General features: G+C 63.9%; 14 protein-coding genes, 1 tRNA gene and 1 pseudogene. 5 read left to right on the top strand and 11 right to left on the bottom strand.

Annotated elements, in window-relative coordinates:
• Window positions 1–6 precede the first annotated feature (6 nt).
• Complete coding sequence (locus tag ABEJ63_RS11125; protein ID WP_375796446.1) at window positions 7–732, top strand: GNAT family N-acetyltransferase; 726 nt, start codon at window positions 7–9, stop codon at window positions 730–732.
• Between the two features lie 66 nt (window positions 733–798).
• On the opposite strand, the gene ABEJ63_RS11130 is transcribed toward ABEJ63_RS11125, so the two are convergent.
• The 7 genes from ABEJ63_RS11130 to ABEJ63_RS11160 all read right to left on the bottom strand — a co-directional run bounded on the left by ABEJ63_RS11130 (window position 799) and on the right by ABEJ63_RS11160 (window position 9338).
• Window positions 799–906, bottom strand: a tRNA-Gln gene (locus ABEJ63_RS11130).
• 858 nt (window positions 907–1764) lie between these two features.
• Entirely contained in the window at window positions 1765–2208 is a 444-nt protein-coding gene (locus tag ABEJ63_RS11135; RefSeq protein WP_375796447.1) for a metal-dependent transcriptional regulator, read from the bottom strand.
• Window positions 2205–2687: a ferritin-like domain-containing protein gene (locus tag ABEJ63_RS11140; protein WP_375796448.1), complete on the bottom strand. Its 483-nt coding sequence runs from the start codon at window positions 2685–2687 to the stop codon at window positions 2205–2207. The genes ABEJ63_RS11135 and ABEJ63_RS11140 overlap by 4 nt, the downstream gene beginning before the upstream one ends.
• Before the next feature lie 130 nt (window positions 2688–2817).
• Window positions 2818–4035, bottom strand: a complete 1218-nt coding sequence (sufD, locus tag ABEJ63_RS11145; RefSeq protein WP_375796449.1) for a Fe-S cluster assembly protein SufD — start codon at window positions 4033–4035, stop codon at window positions 2818–2820.
• Between the two features lies 1 nt (window position 4036).
• Complete coding sequence (gene sufB / locus ABEJ63_RS11150) at window positions 4037–5467, bottom strand: Fe-S cluster assembly protein SufB (RefSeq protein WP_375796450.1); 1431 nt, start codon at window positions 5465–5467, stop codon at window positions 4037–4039.
• 54 nt (window positions 5468–5521) lie between these two features.
• Entirely contained in the window at window positions 5522–6445 is a 924-nt protein-coding gene (locus ABEJ63_RS11155; protein WP_375796451.1) for an ABC transporter ATP-binding protein, read from the bottom strand.
• A 115-nt stretch (window positions 6446–6560) separates the two neighbouring features.
• Complete coding sequence (locus ABEJ63_RS11160) at window positions 6561–9338, bottom strand: DNA-directed DNA polymerase (protein WP_375796452.1); 2778 nt, start codon at window positions 9336–9338, stop codon at window positions 6561–6563.
• A 117-nt stretch (window positions 9339–9455) separates the two neighbouring features.
• Between ABEJ63_RS11160 and ABEJ63_RS11165 the strand changes: the two genes are divergently transcribed.
• From ABEJ63_RS11165 to ABEJ63_RS11175, 3 genes are read left to right on the top strand one after another with little or no spacing between them, the layout of a single operon-like run.
• The gene (locus ABEJ63_RS11165; RefSeq protein ID WP_375796453.1) at window positions 9456–9626 is read left to right on the top strand and encodes a hypothetical protein; all 171 of its coding nucleotides are present in this window, start codon (window positions 9456–9458) and stop codon (window positions 9624–9626) included.
• A gap of 43 nt (window positions 9627–9669) precedes the next feature.
• Window positions 9670–10008: a hypothetical protein gene (locus ABEJ63_RS11170; protein WP_375796454.1), complete on the top strand. Its 339-nt coding sequence runs from the start codon at window positions 9670–9672 to the stop codon at window positions 10006–10008.
• A complete protein-coding gene (locus ABEJ63_RS11175; protein ID WP_375796455.1) occupies window positions 10005–10421 on the top strand; it encodes a hypothetical protein in 417 nt (138 codons plus the stop codon). The genes ABEJ63_RS11170 and ABEJ63_RS11175 overlap by 4 nt, the downstream gene beginning before the upstream one ends.
• On the opposite strand, the gene rad50 is transcribed toward ABEJ63_RS11175, so the two are convergent.
• From rad50 to ABEJ63_RS11190, 3 genes are all read right to left on the bottom strand, one after another.
• Window positions 10414–13107, bottom strand: a complete 2694-nt coding sequence (gene rad50 / locus ABEJ63_RS11180; protein WP_375796456.1) for a DNA double-strand break repair ATPase Rad50 — start codon at window positions 13105–13107, stop codon at window positions 10414–10416. The two genes, ABEJ63_RS11175 and rad50, sit on opposite strands and share 8 nt — an antisense overlap.
• Window positions 13104–14375, bottom strand: coding sequence for a DNA double-strand break repair protein Mre11 (mre11, locus tag ABEJ63_RS11185; protein WP_375796457.1), 1272 nt, complete (start codon window positions 14373–14375; stop codon window positions 13104–13106). The genes rad50 and mre11 overlap by 4 nt, the downstream gene beginning before the upstream one ends.
• A gap of 199 nt (window positions 14376–14574) precedes the next feature.
• Window positions 14575–14835 (bottom strand): MarR family transcriptional regulator, encoded by a 261-nt coding sequence (locus ABEJ63_RS11190; RefSeq protein WP_375796458.1) that lies wholly within the window; start codon window positions 14833–14835, stop codon window positions 14575–14577.
• 170 nt (window positions 14836–15005) lie between these two features.
• Between ABEJ63_RS11190 and ABEJ63_RS11195 the strand changes: the two genes are divergently transcribed.
• Entirely contained in the window at window positions 15006–16220 is a 1215-nt protein-coding gene (locus ABEJ63_RS11195) for a proteasome-activating nucleotidase Pan1 (RefSeq protein WP_375796459.1), read from the top strand.
• Window positions 16221–16290: 70 nt separating this feature from the next.
• Here ABEJ63_RS11195 and ABEJ63_RS11200 read toward each other — a convergent pair.
• Window positions 16291–17016, bottom strand: a pseudogene (locus ABEJ63_RS11200) (RNA-guided endonuclease InsQ/TnpB family protein); the annotation flags it as partial.
• Between the last annotated feature and the right edge of the window lie 48 nt (window positions 17017–17064).

Raw genomic sequence — 17064 nt, forward strand, 5'->3', positions numbered from 1 at the left:
CTCTGTATGAACGTGAGGGAAGCCGACGAGTCCGACGCCGATGCCATCCGCACTATCGCCCGCTCCTCGATGGAGGCGTCCTACTCCCTGAGTCCGGAGACTATCCGGGGGGCCGTCAAAAGCTGGTATGACGACAAGGGGGTCGTTGCCAAGCTCGCCGATGATGACGTACTGCTGCTCGTCGGCGAGACAGATGAGGGAATCGTCGGGTTCTCCGAGAGTACGCTTGTTGACGCCCGAGGAGACATCCTCTGGCTCCACACCGACCCGATGTTCCGCGGCGAGGGACTCGGGGAGGAGTTGTTTTCGGCGACCAAGCAAGCCCTTGAGGAACGGGGAGCAGACACCATTCGCGGACTGGTACTCGACGACAACCGTGAGGGGAACGACTTCTACGACTCGAAGGGGTTCCACCGGGTGGGCGACCGCCGGGTCGAGATCGACGGCACAGACTACACGGAGAACATCTACGCTGAGAAGCGCCCACCCGGACTCGCGACCGTCCAGGGAACTGACGGTCGACAGCTATACGTCGACCGCAGTGACTCCGACCGTGGCTCGAAAGGGCCTTTCCGGGTCGTTTACAGCGACGAGGACCGGGAAGACGCCTATGGCTACCTCTGTGACAACTGTCAGTCACTCGTCGTTGCCATGGACTCCATGGGGAAAATGGAGTGTGAGTCGTGTGGCAACGTCCGCAAGCCGACCCGGTGGGACGCAACTTACATGTAACGGTGGCACTCGGTCATTGTGCCCGGTCACATCCCGACTACAGCGGAACTAACAGGTTATCGACAGTAGCCCCGCCCAGATTCGAACTGGGGTCATAGGCTCACTTCTGGGTGCAGACATGAATCCTGCGACCCATCCAAAGGCCCATATGATTGGCCGCTACACCACGGGGCTCCGGCTATTGGTATCCACTTCTCCCACTATAGTCTTCCGTTCAGACATCAGGACGCAACACCTCCCCGCACTGATTTTCTGGTGGCACGACCGACACAAACACACGGGATTATCTATCCGGTGAGCATTCTACAGGGCGTCGAATTTGCAAACCGGAACGATGTGATGCATCCCCGGATTCTGTCTTTCGTTATTTTTTGTTGTACCATAGTTCTGACATCGATAACCATGCCGCTCCAGTGCTCAGTTACGGACGCGCCACCGTCTCCCACTGCACTCCGCTTCCCCTTCCAGCCACATGTGGGAGTTCTGACCCCTCCGAATGCTCCAACAGCACTCCAACCGACACTGAGGTGAGCAGAATCACCCGCATTGTGAGTCGCGCACTGTCTCGGACTCCAACAACTCAAACGCCGTTCTGCAGTGCTCACAGTTTTACTCCCAATGAGAAACACTCTGAAGTTCACCTAGTGGCGTCCCAGTGAGCTCGTTCACACGGCCGACATACTCCGAGCAGAACCCACCGTCACTGTTCGACGGATAGTGCTCGCACTCGGTATCGCAGCGTCGACACGCCGCAGTCGCTCTGGCAGCCATCCAGCTGCCGTTCTACTGGCCAGCACCGTGTAACAGTCGCCGCATTAGACTCGGCGCGCTTTTGGGTCGTAGCACGCCTCATCACACGCCACATGTCCGGTTCGCGAGCGGGTCCCCGTGTAGTTTCGTGTGGTGTTGACGTCCCCCTGTTCGGTTGAGAACGTCACCTCCCAGGCACGGCAGTCGTGGCCAGTCATATCTCCTACGCTGCACGTGGATGGAAAACAACCGATACTCCGCGCGGGGCGGAACTGAAGCTACTCAGTCGGCTGCTTCCGAGGTGGTCGCTGCCTCTAACAGCGAGCAGACGTCCTCCTCGGCGGCGAAGCAGTCGGGGCACTCCTCCGAGCGGTCGATGATGGTGTCGAGCCGCTCGGCCACCGTCTCGTCGATAACCGACTCCAGCTGCTTGGCCTCGGTGCGGAATTCCGTCTCGTCCACCTCAAGGACTTCCACGAGGAACCGCTCGATGATACAGTACGTCTCAAGCGCCTCCCGCGCTCGGAGGATACCCTCATCGGTGAGCGAGACCCCCTTGTACTTCTCGTGGTCGGCGAGCCCCCGCTCTTCAAGCTTGCCGATCATCTCGTTGGCGCTGGCCGGGGAGACGCCGACGGTGTCGGCGATGTCGCCCGTCGAGGCCGGCCCGTCGGTCGATTCTTGAATGAGGTAAATCGCCTTCAGGTACTGTCGTTGTGTGTTCATCGTTCCTCCATCAGCCGGGTCACTTCTTCGACGCCCTCCTCCTCGTCGGCTCGTATCTCCTGTAGAGTCGTCAGCAGTTGGTCGCGATCGATGCCAAACTCCACGTTCGACCGCTTAACGGCCTCGATGAGGTCATCGTAGAACTTGTAGGCGGTCTCCTCGCTGGCCAACTGGTCGTACAATACCCCGTCAGTGTCCGTGTCCGACTCATACCGGGCCGCGACGAGCTGTTCGATCTCGTCGTACGCTACCGGGTCGGCGTCGAGCTGGGCGATGAGCTTCTCAAGCCGCTCGCGGTGGCCTGCTGATTCCGTCGCGGCCTCCTCGAGCAGCTGCTCTAACTCTACGTCCCGCTCTGCGTCTGGCAGCGCCTCGTAGTGCTTGCCTGCCCGGGCCTCGACGACCTCCTCCAGTACCAGCCCAATCTGGAGCAGCCGAGCAAGCTGGTGGTCATTGGCCACCGGATACGACAGGCTCACGCGGACCCCCCGCGGTACGGTGCGACGGTCATACACTCTCGTCCGTCGCGTAGTGGTATAAGACCCTCGCCCTGTCACATCCTCTTGCAGGGGCTCCCCGTGAGGGTAGCGTTGAAAGGAAGAAATCGGCTTAGTCGCGTGACTCGAGCCGCTCGCGGACGAGCGCGCGGAAGTCCTCGCGCAGTTCGTCAACTTCGATTTCCTCAAGAACAGGGACATAGAACCCCTCGACGAGCATGTTCTTCGCAGTGCGCTCAGGAACGGCCCGCGAGCCCATGTAGAACATGTCTTCCTCGTCAACCTGGCCGACGGTCGCAGAGTGGGATGCCTCGGTGTCGTGGTTGTTGATGATGAGCTTCGGAGAGGCGTCTGCCTCGCTCTCATCGCTCAACATCAGCGTATTCTCCCGCTGGTAGGAAGACGTGTTCCAAGCGTCGCGGCCGACGTTCTGGACTCCTTCGTAGACGGAACGAGCCTCATCGTCGATGACGCCTCGGGTCACGAGGTCCGCGGTGGTGTTCTCATCATTGTGCCACACCCGGGCATCGATGTCGAAGTGCTGGTCGTCGTGGCCGTAGAAGGCGCCGATGATACGCGATTCGGAGCTGTCGCCGTCGAGGTGGACCTCGACGGTGGATTTGGTGAGCCGCGAGCCGGCGTTACAGTCAATGAAGTCGACCTGGCCGTACGTGTCCGTAACGCCCTCCTTAATCTGGAAGTTGTACGTCTCTTGGTTGAGGTCCTGCAGCGAGCCGTACTGGACGTAGGCGTTTTCGCCGGCGGCCACCTCGACGACACCGCTATAGTAGCGGCTCCCCTCAACGTCGTCGTCCGTTGACTGTCGCTCCAGTAGCGTCACCGATGACGACTCCTCGGCAACGACGAGCGTGTAATTGAACAGCGATCGGCTGTTCATCCGCGTACGCACTGTCACGTCCTCGGCGTCGACGCCTTCTGGAACGTAGACAACCGTCCCCGTCGAGAACAGTGCCGTCGACAGCGCCGTCAGATAGTTCGTCTGCGGGTCGACGACGGAACCAAACCGCTCGCGCAGCAGGTCTTCGTGGTTCTCGATGGCCTCTGCGAACGAGAGCACCTCAACTTCGTCCGGGCCAACCTGGTCTTTCTCCTCAGCAGCGTTCAGCGGGTCGACGAGATTCTCGTAGTCAAGATTCGTCAGGTCTGTCCACAGCCGACCAGGCGTGCGGATAACGTCCGGAAAGTCGAGCGTTTCGAGAGCTGCGAGCGCGTCGAGCCGCGTCTCCAGCAGCCACTCCGGCTCGCCGAGCCGGTCGCTGATCTCCCGAACAGTCGATTCGTCTATCGTCGCGTGTACCTGCGTACTCATGTTACCCGAGGCTCCCCTCCATCTCGAGCTCGATGAGTCGGTTGAGCTCGACGGCGTACTCGATTGGCAGTTCCTCCGTAATCGGCTCGATGAAGCCGGCGACAATCATCTGCTTTGCGTCGTCGTCGTCCAGTCCCCGCGACTGGAGATAGAAGACGTCCTCGTCGCCGATTTTGCCGACGGTCGCCTCGTGGGCGACGTCGACCTTCGACTCCTGAATCTCCATGTACGGCATCGTGTCGGAGGTGGACTCGTTGTCGAACATCAGCGCGTCACACTCGACGGACGTGCTCGACCCCTCCGCGCCGTCTGCGATGTGGACAAGTCCGCGGTAGTTCGTGCGGCCGCCGTCCTTCGAGATAGACTTCGACTCGATGGTCGACTTCGTGTTCGGCGCGTTGTGGTACACCTTTGCGCCAGTGTCGATGTTCTGGCCCTCGCCTGCGAAGGCGATGGTGATGTGGTTGTCAGTCGCGCCCGGCCCCTTCAGGACGGTCGACGGGTACAGCATCGTCGCCTTCGACCCCATGGAGCCGGAGACCCACTCCATCGTGGCGTCCTTCTCGGCGATGGCCCGCTTCGTGTTGAGGTTGTACGTGTTCTTCGACCAGTTCTGCACCGTGGAGTACTGGACGTGGGCCCCCTCGCCGACGAACACTTCGACGCCACCCGAGTGGAGGTTGAACTCGGCGTACTTCGGCGCCGAGCACCCCTCGATATAGTGGACCTCACTGTTCTCCTCGGCAACGATGAGCGTGTGTTCGAACTGGCCCATCCCGTCGCTGTTCATCCGGAAGTAGGCCTGCACCGGCATATCGACGGTGGTGTTCTCAGGCACGTAGACGAACGAGCCACCGGACCAAACCGCTCCGTGGAGCGCCGCGAACTTGTTGTCGCTCGGCGGCACCGCCTTCGTCATGAAGTGCTCCTTGACGATCTCCTCGTGCTCTTGGACGGCCTTGTCCATGTCACAGAAGATGACGCCCTTCTCCTCCCACTGCTCCTGCATGTTCTGGTAGACGATCTCCGACTCGTACTGGGCGCCGACGCCCGAGAGGGCGTTCTTCTCGGCCTCCGGGATACCCAGCTTGTCGAAGGTGTCCTGAATCTCCTCGGGGAGGTCCTCCCAGTTCTCGGCGCCGCCGCGGGTCTCGATGTCCGGGCGGATGTACGGGACGATCTCGTCGACGTCGACCTCCGAGAGGTCGGGCGCGCCGGGCCAGTCGTCCGGCATCGGCATCTGCTTGAACTGCCGGAGCGCGCGGAGGCGTCGCTCCAGCATCCACTCCGGTTCGTCCTTGTCTTCCGAGATGACCCGCACGGTCTCCTCGGTGAGTCCCTTCTCGGCTTCGAAGGCGGAGTTCTCCTCCTTTTTGAACTCGAAACGGGCCTCGGTGTCGGTCTCCTTGAGATGGTCTTGGTCTGAACTCATGTTATATGTTGTTTACGTCTTCTACCTTATTACACTGTGCTTAACTGTGAATGGTTACGCGGCTTCGTATGCCTCCTCGCGAACCCAGTCGTACCCTTTCTCCTCGAGCTGCTCTGCGAGCGTCGCGTCGCCCTGCTTGACAACCTCACCGTCGAGCATCACGTGGACGTAGTCCGGCTCAACGTAGTCGAGGATGCGCTGGTAGTGGGTGATTTGGAGGATACCCGTGCCCACCTCATCGCGGAGCGCGTTGATACCGTTCGAGACATCCTGAAGCCGGTCAATGTCAAGTCCAGAGTCGATTTCGTCAAGCACAGCGATTGAAGGCTCGAGGATGGCCGCCTGCAGGACCTCGTTCTGCTTCTTTTCGCCACCCGAGAAGCCCGCGTTGAGGTACCGCTGGGCGAACCGCTCGTCCATGTCGAGCAACTCCATCTTTTCCTGGAGCAGCTGCTGGAACTCGGCGACGCCGATTTCGCCTTCATCAGCCGGACCTTCCATCGGTGAGGTGTCGTAGCCGGCGGCGTCCTCGTTGGTCGCCTCCGTCTCTTCTTCTTCCTCGTCTTCGTCCTCGAACAGCTCCTCGCGCTCCTCAAGCTTGGCGTTGAGTGCCGTCCGGAGGAAGTTCACCATCGTCACTCCCTCAATCTCGGCGGGGTACTGGAAGCCGAGGAAAATCCCGAGCGCGGCCCGCTCGTTAGGTTCGAGATTGAGCAGGTCCCACGTGCGGTCATCCTCCTCGATGTCGATGCCCTCGAACTCGTCATCGTCGATATGGAGCAGAACGTCGCCCTCGGTGACCTCGTAGGCCGGGTGTCCGGCGATGATTTTTGCCATCGTCGATTTCCCGGAGCCGTTCGGCCCCATCAGTGCGTGAATCTCGCCCGATGATACCTCGAGGTCGACGCCACGGAGGATGGTCTCGCCACCCTCCTCGGCGACCTGTGCGTGGAGGTTACTGATTTCCAACGTTGCCATGATTAGTACACCCGTCTTTCGGGGTTGGCGGGGTTAATGGTTACGGGTTTCCCGCGAGGAATTCGCGCTGTGTGAAAATATCTTTCCGAACAAGAAAGCCTCCAGCCCCGCGCAGTTACATGAAACTCTCGAGACCGGTCTGCTCCTGGCCATCACGGACCTCTTCCCACGAGATGTCCAGTGCCTCAAGAATGCGCTCGATTGGCCCACGAAGTGTCTTCTCAAGCATCTTCTCCCAGTCCACCTCAAACTCTGGAGGAATCTGATCGGCGTACTCGAAGCAGATCACGTCGGGGTCGCGCTTGAACTCGCCGTACAGTGGATTCTCACGGGCATCGAGGCCCTGCTCGCGCTCGACGCGCTCCCAGAAGTCCGGGTGAACCTTCTCGAGATAGAGCCGCTTGGGCTTCGAGCCACGCTGGAAGTTCGTCCCCAAGAGGAGATTCGCGTACTTTGCCCCCCGTACCTGCGCGGTGTCGGTGTCGTAGCCGTCGAGCTTTTTACCGATGCCGCCGGGGATAGCAATCTCCTCCAGCGGCCGATTGCCCTCTCGGAAGTCCGTAATGACATCGTGGACGTACTGCTTGACTTCCTCGACATCGCCTTCGGTGACAATCATGTCTAACACCGTCTTCTGGACTTCCTTGGTGACCGGTGCAATATCTGACCGCTTGTACTCGAAGCCAGTGATGTCGATATCGTCGACATCCTTGCCTTCCTTCCAGACGATGTGGCCAGCGTACCGCTTCTTTTTGCCTGCTTGGAAGAAGCGCCGGTAGAGCTTCTCAAACTCGATTTGGAAGCGGTGCTCGGCGGCGTTGAGCTCCTCTCGGGCAAACGCGTCGTATGAGCCGTTAATATGCTCCTCAAGTTCAAACGACTGCTCGATGGCTTCTGTCTTCGTAATGTCCGTCCCCAGCTCCAGCATTACGGAGTCGGTATCGCCGTACGTCACTTCCTTCCCCACCTCGGCGGCTGCCTCCTCGGTATGCTCGATGACGCGGCGCCCGGTCGCAGTGACGGCCGCGCCCATCTCCTTGTCGTACAGCCGGAACCGATCCCAGCCTAGCACGCCGTACAGCGAGTTCATGATGACCTTTACTGCGGCCTGCTGGCTGTCGTAGCGGGCGTAGTCGTCGGTGCCCGGTTCGTGTTCGTCGCGAGCGGCCTTCTTCTGCTCGCGCTCGGTGAGCAGCTCGTCGACCATCTCGCGAATGATGCCGTCCGGCTCTTTCCGAAAGTGGGTGCCGTTGGGGGCGCGGTACGTCTCACCGTCATACGCCTCGGGGTCGACTTTTGTTTCAGGGCTAGCGTTTGTGGTCACCATGCACATCGGGTACAGTGACTTCAGGTCAAGCACGGTGACGTTCTCACGTACGCCGGAGATGGGCTCGAACACCGCGCCGCCCTCGTACTCCTCGGACTCAACGGTCCCCTTCGTCGGGAGCGCGAAATCACCGTGGACTTTGTGAAGAATGTAGAGATCGACGGCGTCGCCGGGGGTCGTCGCGTCCTCTAGCTTGCAGCCGACGAAAGAAGCGACCTCTCCCCAGAAGGAGATGAGATCGACCTTGCGGTCAATCTCGACGCACAGCTCTACGTCACGCAGATTATACTCAAGCAGGCGCTCGGGATCCTGCTCCCAGAGGTCGCCGATGTCGCCGGTGTATCGCTCTTTGCCAGCTCCCAGTTCCTGCTCGGCGACGGCGTCCAGCCGATAGGAGTCCAGTTCCGAGTACTGACGCCGCTCGTACGCGTAGAGGAGATCAAAGACCACCCGGCCTTTGATATTTGGTCCCCCCCACCCGGAGTCCCACACCTCGTCGACCCGCGAGAGCCGGTTGGAGTCAACGCCCACTTCCTCCAACCGTGCGACGTAGTAAGGGGCATCAAAGTCGTCGAAGTTCCATCCCGTCAGTACGTCGGGGTTCGTCGCCTCGAGGTAGTCGAGGTAGTCCTCGTGCATCGCTTTCTCCGTGTCGAAGACCCGGACATCTACCGTCGCGTCCGAGTCATCGCTCCAGAATTCGAATTCAGGCAGGGTCTCGGGTGCATCCACGGCAGCATCGGGCGCGTCGTAGAGCCATGCCACATACTCGTCGCGGTACGAGTCGTGGCTTGTCATGCAGATAATCGTCTCTTCGCCGTCTTCTGGGAAGCCTGAGCGGTCATCCACCTCGATGTCGAAGGTGTGAACCCGCGGTTCGGCGTCTAAGTCGACTGGCTCTATCTGCTCGTGATGGATCTTGACCGTCCCGTCGTCGGCTCGCTGGTCGGGTACCCTGACGCCAGATGTGATGTCTTTGTCGATGAGTAGCCGGTTCGGGAAGAGGATGTCCGCCTCATAGTGATCGAACCGGTCACGCAGTTGGCCGACATCCCGCGGCGTCTGTCCGAACACCTTCACGAGGTCATCGCCGCGAATCGACTCGTACAGCATCACCTCGTCGGCCTCAGGAGATTCGAGTGACGGGTTGCGGTCGCCGCGCGTCTCGACACCGGTGATTCGCTCTTCTAGCAACCGGTCATCCTCAAAGTCGTCCGCACGCGGGTGACGGTCCGGGGGTGTTTCGTGTTCGAGATCTCCCAGTGGCGTATAGAAATACGGTTTGAAGTCGAAGACGCGCACGTGCTCTGGTTCGTGGTCTGGCGTCCGGCCGAACACGTGGAGGACGGGATACTCCTCGTCGCCATACCCCTCAACCGTGTAGTCGACTTGTGTGACGGTTATCTCGACGCTCCCCTCGGCCTCGGGGAACCTGTGGCCCGAGAGGTCCACTAGTTCCGCCACTTCGTCGCCTTCCGTGACGTGGCGAGCCTCTGCCACATCGCTGTCGGCCGCCGGATCGCCGCCGCCGAACGCGGCCAGGGTCGTCTCGCCCTCCTCTGTCATTACCGGCGGTTGGCCCCCGCGTCCGGTAAAGACATCGGTGCTGCCGGTGGGCGGAGATTGACGCCGTCACAAGGCCTATATTGTGGTACGGGGTACCACAGGCTGGTGACATCCCGTATGCCCGAGTCCCCAACCCAAGAGCCGGACAGCCCGGGAGCGGCCCCCGAGACGACGGAACTGACCGTCGAGGCGTACGAGACGGACGAGGGCGTCGTCTTTTATGACGCGGCGGCGCCGGCCGCGTGGCTCCAGGCCGAGGAGACGGTGTCGCTCGAGGAGATGGCCTGAGCCGTCGCGAGGCTTTTCACCGCCGACCGCCTCCACCCGACCAGTGAGCGACAGCGACGAGTCGGCCGTCGACCGGGCGCTCCGGCGGGCCGGCGAGCGCGAGGACCCGACCCCCGCTGAACCCGACGAGTTCGACCCCGACAGCCTCGGCCCCGACCCGCCGGACCCGACCGCCGAGGACGTCTCCGTCGACGAGGAGACGGCCCGCGCGTTCTGGAGCGCCGTCGTCCTCGCGAACGTCGGCCTGTTCGCCGGCGCGCTCGGCCCGATGCTGGCGTACTTCCGCGGCCAACTGCTCGTCGGGACGGCGGTGTTCCTCGTCGGCGCCGTCGCGCTCGCGCGCACCTACCGCATCGCCCGCGACTACGGAGGTGACCAATGAGACCCGTCGAGCACGACGGCGACCGCTACCTGCTGGTGAAGCGGTCCGGCGACGCCTCGCGGGTGCGCGACCCCGCGACCGGCGAGGAGCAGTACCTCCCGAACGAAGAGCTGACGCCGCTGGAGGCGGGGCCGCTGGAGACGGCCGCCGACGCCGTCCCCGAACCGGTGCGCGCGCTGGTCCGCGCGACGCGCGACGAGCGCGGGCTCGGGCTGTTGGTGACGCTGCACGCCGACGGCCCGCTGTCCGTGCGGGCGCTGCTGGGCCGGTACGACCTCTGTGAGTCGGACGCGCTCGGGCTGGCGACGGAGTTCCGCGCCGCGGGGCTGCTCGCGGAGACGACCGTCGCCGGCGAGCGGGGCTACGAGCTGACCGACGAGGGGCGCCGGGCCGTCGAGCGGCTGGTCAGCTGAACGCCGCCAGCGCGGCAGCGTCGGCCGCGTCCATCCGCTCTACCGACGATCGGTTCGTCGTCGGGTCCTTCCGCACGCCGACGAGTTCGTCGGCCGCCCCCACGAGCTCGTCGTCGTGGCTGACGACGAGTATCTGCCGCACGCCCAACTCCGTCATCGACTCGACGAGCTCGACCAGCTTCGAGACGTGTCCGGAGTCGAGGAAGACGGTTGGCTCGTCGAGGATGAGCGGGGGCATCGGCGCGGCCCCGTCGATACCCTCCGCGAGCAGCCGGTAGATGGCACAGCGAAGAGAGAGGTTGAAGACGGCCCGCTCGCCGCCCGACAGCTGCTCGGGGTCCAGCGGCTCGCCGTCCTTCTGGTAGACGGTCAGCCCGTACTGGCCGTCCAGCTCGATGTGCGAGTAGGCGTCGTTGCCGTACACCAGCTCGAACGTCTCGTTGAGCATCCGCTCGAGCTTCCGGACGTTCTGGCCGCGCAACTCCGCCCGCAGGTCGCTGTACGTCGCCGCCAGCTTGTCGGCCTCCTCGTACAGCGAGTCGAGCCGCTCGACCCGCTCGGCGAGCCGGTCGCGCCGCTCGCGCAGCTCCTCGAGGTCGGCTAGCTCCTGCTCGACCGCCCCGATCTGTCCCTGGAGGTCGTCGCGGCGCTCGCGCAGCTCTTCGAGCTTCGGTTCCACCTTCTTGAGGTACGACTCAGCCTCGGCCTGCTTCTCGCGGGCCGTCTCGATGGCCGCCTCGTCGACGGCGTCGGCCAGCTCCTCGCGGCGCTCGCGTTTCTCGGCGAGCCGCTCGCGGCGGAGCTCGTTCTGCTCGGCGAGGTTCGCCCGCCGCTCGCGCAGCGACTCGACGTCGGCGGTCACGTCCGCGATATCCGCGAGCGCGTCCGACAGCGACTCGACGGTCTCGATGGCCGTCTGCACCGACGACGACTCCTCGTTTAGCTCGCCCAGCCGCTCGCGGGCCTCCGCGGCCGCCGTCGCGGCCGTCTCGGCCGCCTCGCGCTTCTCGTCTGCCTGCGTCTCGAGTTTGTCGGCCCGTTCGCGGAGCTGCTCGACCCGCTCGGCGTCCCGCTCGACGGTGTCGGCCTGCTCGTCGACGAGCCGCTCGACGTTCGACTTCCGGGTGCGAGCGTCGAGGAGGTCGTCAGCCAGCGACTCGAGTTTGCGGGCCCGCTCCAGCCGCTCGGCGGCCGCCTCCCGCTGCTCGCGGGCGTCCGCGAGCTCCGACTCGAGCGTTTCGACCCGCTCGCGGGCCGCCGCGATTCCTTCGACGTGTTCGGGTCCGTCTATCTCCTGGCCACATTCTGGACACTTGCCTGCCTCCAGCAGCGACTCGGCCTCCTCGAGCTGGTCGCGCGCGGTCGAGAGGTTCGCCTCCAGCGTGTCGACCCGCGACCGTGCGTCCGACAGCGCCTCGGCGACCGACTCGCGGTGGTCGGCGACCCCCTCGGGGTCGACGGGCGCCTCCTCGAAGCGCGCGGCCAGCTCGTCGATGTCCGCCTCGAGGGTCTCGAGCTGCTCGCGCCGCTCCGACAGCGTCTCGCGGCTCTCCGCGAGCTCGCGCTCCAGCTCGTCTGCCTCGGTGCGCTTCGCCTCGGCCTCGCGCTCGAGCTCCTCGGCCCGCTCGCGGGCCCGCTCGGCCTCGCTCTCGTGGCGCTCGACGTCGGCCCTGCACTCCGCAACGTGGTCGCTCAGGCTCTCGCGGCGCTCGCGGAGCTCGGCGAGCCGCGCGTCGACCGCCGCCTCCTCCAGCGTCTCCAGCGAGTCGGCCGCCAGCTCCGTCTCCGCGAGCAGCGTTGCGGCCGTCTCGCGGTGCTCCTCGCGCTGCTCGCGGCGGTCGGCGATTCGGTCGGCCAGCTCTGATCGCTCCTGCTCGGCGGCGGCTATCTCGTCGGTCAATTCGTCGACCGCCGACTCGACCGTTTCGAGCTCCTCGCGGCGCTGCTCGTACTCCTCGAGGGTGGCCGTCGCCTCCTCGCGTTGGTGCTCGGCCCGCTCGCGGTTCGTCTGGAAGCGCTCGATATCCTCCTCGACGTCCGACAGCGCCGAGCGCAGCGACGCCAGCCGGTCGTGGAGCTCCGCGTCCTCCTTCTCCTGAATCTGCGCCTCAACGTCCTCGAGGGCGCCCCGCTTGCTGTCGCGGACGCGCCCGACCCCCCGCCGGGAGAGCTTGGCCCGCTCGCGGTACTCCTCCAGCTTCCCCAGCTGGAGCAGGTCGTCTATCATGTCCTGACGCTCGTTGGGCGAGGCGTTGATGAGCTTGTTCACCTCCCCTTGTCTGACGTACGCGCAGTTGACGAACGCCGCGGCGTCCATGCGGAGCCGCTCGGCGACGGCGCTCCGCACGTCGCGGGCCCCCTCGATTGTCTCGTCGGGCCCCTCAAGCACGCAGGTCGTCGTCGTGACGCTCTCGCCGCGCCGCGTCAGCGTCCGTTCGATGCGGTACTCCGCGCCGTCGTGGTCGAACCACAGCTCCACGCTCGCCTCGTCGGCGCCGATGGTGACCACCTCGTCGAGCGTCCGGTCGAGCGCGCGGGCGCCGTACAGCGCGAAGAAACACGCCTCCAGCAGCGACGACTTCCCCGAGCCGTTCAGCCCGTGGATGACCGTCACCCCGCGGTCGAGCCGCAGGTCCGCGTCGGCGAAACACTTGAAGTTCGAGAGGCGGAGCCGCCGGAACCTCACAGGAAATCACCCACCGACGACTGGCCGTCGGCGCCCGACTCGGCGGCCGCCTCCAACGTCCCCTCCTCGGGGTCGTCGCCCGCGGGCTCGGGCTCGGAATCGGCCCTCGACTCCTCGTCCGTCGGCTCGGTCGCGTCCTCGGCCGGCTCCAGGGCCGCCGGCTCCTCGTCGACGAGTTCGCGCACCCGCTCCTCGACGGCGTCGGCGACGTTCGCGTCGGCCACCTTCGAGGCGCGGACCGTCTCGTCCAGTTCGCGGGCCGCCTCGGAGAGGCCCATCTCCCGGAGCCGGTCGCGGACGGCCTCGTCGGGGTCCGCGAAGGAGACGTCCGTCTCCTCGGCAGCCGTCGCCCGCTCGCGGCGGTCGGTGACGCGGCCGACCAGTGCCCCCTGTTCGGCGATGAACTCCTCGATACGGGCCGGCGTCACCGCCTCGCCGTCCCCCTCGATGTCGACGACGACCACCGCGTCCGTCAGGTCGTGCTGGCCCACCTGCTCGCGGACCCGCTCGACGCCCTCGCCCGGCCCCAGTTCGACGTCCACGTAGACGAACTCGCGGGTGGGGATACCCCGGCGGCTGAGCCGGGCCTCGCCGTCGGCGAACTCCACGATGTTGTAGCCGCGCTCGTCGCGCTCGCCGGCGGAGGCCCGCTCGGTCGAGCCGCAGTAGGCGACCCACGTCCCGTCTATCTCGGCCCGCTCGGGGCTGTGTTCGTCACCGAGCAGGAGGGCGTCGAACTCGACGCTGGCGGCCGACAGCAGCTCGCGGGCGTCCCACTCGACGTTGCCGTAGTCGGGGACCAGCGGCGCGAACAGGCCGTGGGCGACCAGCGCGGCGTGGTCGGCCTCGTGGTGCGCGAAGTCGTACTCCAGTTCGTCCCGGCGCGACCGGGGGACGAAGTCGAGCCCGTAGAAGGCGGTGTCGCCGACGACGGTCGGCTCGTCGTCGAGCCGCGTCGCCAGCCCCATCGACTCGAACAGGTCGAGCCACTGGCCGTCCCGCGTCGTCTCGTGGTTGCCGACGACGGCCAGGAACGGGACGCCGGCGTCGTTGAGCCGCCGGAGCACCGAGAGCGTCCCCAGCAGGTCACCCAGCTCCGGCCGCCGGTCGTGGAACAGGTCCCCCGCGTGGACGATGGCGTCGACGTCGTCCTCGACGGCGTCGGCGGCCACGCGCTCGAACGCGTCGAGGAAGTCCTGCCGTCGCTCCGGCAGGTGGTACTGCTGGTACCCGATGTGGGTGTCACCGGTGTGGATCACCCGAGTCATGTGGCGACGGTTGGCCGGCCCCGACTAAATGGGTGTCGCGACCGGGGTGAAACTGGTCCGGGGGGTCGCCGCGGGCGATTGGGTCGTCGGTCACCAGCCGCGAGAGGACGCGTCGCGCGGCCGCGGGGTCGGGGGATGGGTCGGAGTCGGATACGGCGACGGTGGCCGCCTCCTCCGGTGAAAAGGTTCGGTTGGGGGGCTACTCGATTGCGAGGGTGTAGACGCGCTTGCGCGCGTCGGTGAACGAGAACCGGGAGTCGACGGCGTCACACTCCTCCAGACGGGTAAGGGCGTACCGGACCGTCCGGGCGGGCAGCAGCGTTTCCTCGGCCAGCTGCGACTGGGTCAGCCGGTCGTTGTACTCCAGCGCCTTCGCGACGAGCTTCGCGCTCGGCGGCAGCTCGCGGACGGCCTCCCAGCCGTCGGCGTCCGTCCGGGTATCCGCGTCGGTCGTGCTCATTACCGAACGTTACCTGATGCCGGGTGATAATATTTTCCATCTACTTTGATACCCTCCAGTTATTTCCGGGCGAGCCGGAAATGTCGGGGTAGAGACGCTGAGAGTGTCGTTGGGGAGGAGAACGGTCCCGACCCGAAGCCTCTTATGAGTCGGTCCGCTACAGTGCAGTAATGACGGATACCGTCGAGGACGTCGAGTTGCCCTACGACGACGAGGCGTCCCAGCAGGACAAAATCGAGTCATTGCGCGAGCGGCTAGAGATTCTGGAAGCGCAAAATGAGGAGATGCGAGACAAACTGCTGGACGCAAACGCCGAGAACAACAAGTACCAGCAGAAGCTCGAGCGGCTCACCCACGAAAACAAGAAGCTGAAGCAGTCACCGCTGTTCGTCGCCACGGTTCAAGAGCTCACCGACGAGGGGGTCGTTATCAAGCAGCACGGCAACAATCAAGAGGCGCTCACGGAAGTCACCGATGAGATGCGCGAACAGCTGGAACCCGACGACCGGGTAGCGGTCAACAACTCGCTATCGGTCGTGAAGTTACTCGATGACGAGACGGATGTTCGCGCACGCGTCATGCAGGTCGAGCGGGAGCCGGATGTTGGCTACGAGGACATCGGAGGCATTGATGAACAGATGGAGGAAGTCCGCGAGACAGTCGAACTGCCGCTGAAGAACCCGGGAATGTTCGACGAAGTTGGCATCGATCCGCCGAGCGGTGTTCTCTTACACGGACCGCCTGGCACCGGCAAGACGATGCTCGCGAAGGCCGTCGCCAATCAGACGGATGCCACGTTCATCAAGATGGCCGGGTCCGAACTTGTCCACAAATTCATCGGCGAGGGCGCGAAGCTGGTGCGTGACCTGTTCGAACTCGCCCGCCAGCACCAGCCGGCCGTCATCTTTATCGACGAAATCGATGCTATCGCAGCGAAGCGGACCGATTCAAAAACGTCGGGCGACGCGGAGGTTCAGCGGACGATGATGCAGTTGCTCAGTGAGATGGATGGCTTTGAGGAGCGGGGCGATATCTCTATCATCGCAGCCACCAACCGATTCGACATGCTTGACCGGGCCATCCTTCGGCCCGGCCGGTTTGACAGGCTCATTGAGGTTCCGAAGCCGGATGCCGAGGGCCGCGAGATGATATTCGAGATTCACACCCGCGACATGAACGTCGCCGACGGCGTCGACTTCGCGGAACTCGCAGAGATGGCAGCCGACGCCTCCGGCGCTGACATCAAGGCCATCTGCACGGAGGCGGGGATGTTCGCCATCCGCGAGGACCGCACGGAGGTCCAGATGAGCGACTTCGAGAACGCCTGGGAGAAGATTCAGCAGGAGGATACGTCTGAGGAAGACGTCTCGAAGACGTTCGCCTGACCGTTTCGCGGCCTCCCTCGGCTCTCCTCATAGTCTTCGAGTCTGAGCCGCAGTCAGTGTTCCAGTGGTGTCAGCTACCAACGGCTGAAGCCGTTGGCTTGTCGGTGGACTCCCGTTCTGCCGACACGTAGGCGTCGGACGCCACTTCAGTAGCGTTTACGGTCATCGTCCCCGACTTCAGGGCGTACTGACAGAACGCCCCTCCAGCGGGGGACTTCTGCCCTCGCTGGAGTTTGAGTGCGAGTTTTCGAGCCACGTTTTTCGCGGCGTTGTAGTCAGCGTTGACCGCATACGAACAGTCGAGACACTGGAAGTGTTGGCCATCACGATTCTCTTCGAGCGTACAGCCACACTTCGAGCATTGCTGGCTGGTGTAGGATGGGTCGACTGTTTCGACCACAATACCAGCCATTTTTGCCTTGTGTTCGGTCTGTTCTTGGAGTTCGCGGAACGCCCACTGCTGGAACTTCTTGCCGTCGCTGATACGCGCTCGAATCTGCTCCAAGTTCTCGAAGGCGATGTGCGTACAGCCGTGGCGCTTTGCTTCGGCAACGATCTCTTTGGAACACTGATGCAGGTAGTCTCTACTCCAGCGACCGAACCTGTCGCCAATGCGCTGGAAGGTCAGATGTGCGCTCCGTGTTCCCGTCTGTTGCAGGCTGGCACGCCGTTTCTCGAACTCTCGGCGTTGGTGGTTGAGGTAATCAGCGTTGCCGAGGAATGCACCTGTTGAAGTCACGGCGATGTGGTCATCGACGTTACAGTCCACGCCAAGCACTTTCGAATGCTCGGCTCTGTTGAAATCCTCGGATAGTTACAGGTTCGCCCGGTAGTCTGACCGGAT

The sequence above is a fragment of the Halosegnis sp. genome (genome assembly GCF_042216475.1).
Classification (GTDB): Archaea; Halobacteriota; Halobacteria; order Halobacteriales; family Haloarculaceae; genus Halosegnis.

What these genes read in the sequence shown, in the direction of transcription:
- ABEJ63_RS11125 (WP_375796446.1), top strand. Translation starts at nt 7, where the DNA reads ATGAACGTGAGGGAAGCCGACGAGTCCGACGCCGATGCCATCCGCACT.
- ABEJ63_RS11135 (WP_375796447.1), bottom strand. Translation starts at nt 2,208, where the DNA reads ATGAACACACAACGACAGTACCTGAAGGCGATTTACCTCATTCAAGAA.
- sufD (WP_375796449.1), bottom strand. Translation starts at nt 4,035, where the DNA reads ATGAGTACGCAGGTACACGCGACGATAGACGAATCGACTGTTCGGGAG.
- sufB (WP_375796450.1), bottom strand. Translation starts at nt 5,467, where the DNA reads ATGAGTTCAGACCAAGACCATCTCAAGGAGACCGACACCGAGGCCCGT.
- ABEJ63_RS11155 (WP_375796451.1), bottom strand. Translation starts at nt 6,445, where the DNA reads ATGGCAACGTTGGAAATCAGTAACCTCCACGCACAGGTCGCCGAGGAG.
- ABEJ63_RS11160 (WP_375796452.1), bottom strand. Translation starts at nt 9,338, where the DNA reads ATGACAGAGGAGGGCGAGACGACCCTGGCCGCGTTCGGCGGCGGCGAT.
- ABEJ63_RS11165 (WP_375796453.1), top strand. Translation starts at nt 9,456, where the DNA reads ATGCCCGAGTCCCCAACCCAAGAGCCGGACAGCCCGGGAGCGGCCCCC.
- ABEJ63_RS11175 (WP_375796455.1), top strand. Translation starts at nt 10,005, where the DNA reads ATGAGACCCGTCGAGCACGACGGCGACCGCTACCTGCTGGTGAAGCGG.
- mre11 (WP_375796457.1), bottom strand. Translation starts at nt 14,375, where the DNA reads ATGACTCGGGTGATCCACACCGGTGACACCCACATCGGGTACCAGCAG.
- ABEJ63_RS11190 (WP_375796458.1), bottom strand. Translation starts at nt 14,835, where the DNA reads ATGAGCACGACCGACGCGGATACCCGGACGGACGCCGACGGCTGGGAG.
- ABEJ63_RS11195 (WP_375796459.1), top strand. Translation starts at nt 15,006, where the DNA reads ATGACGGATACCGTCGAGGACGTCGAGTTGCCCTACGACGACGAGGCG.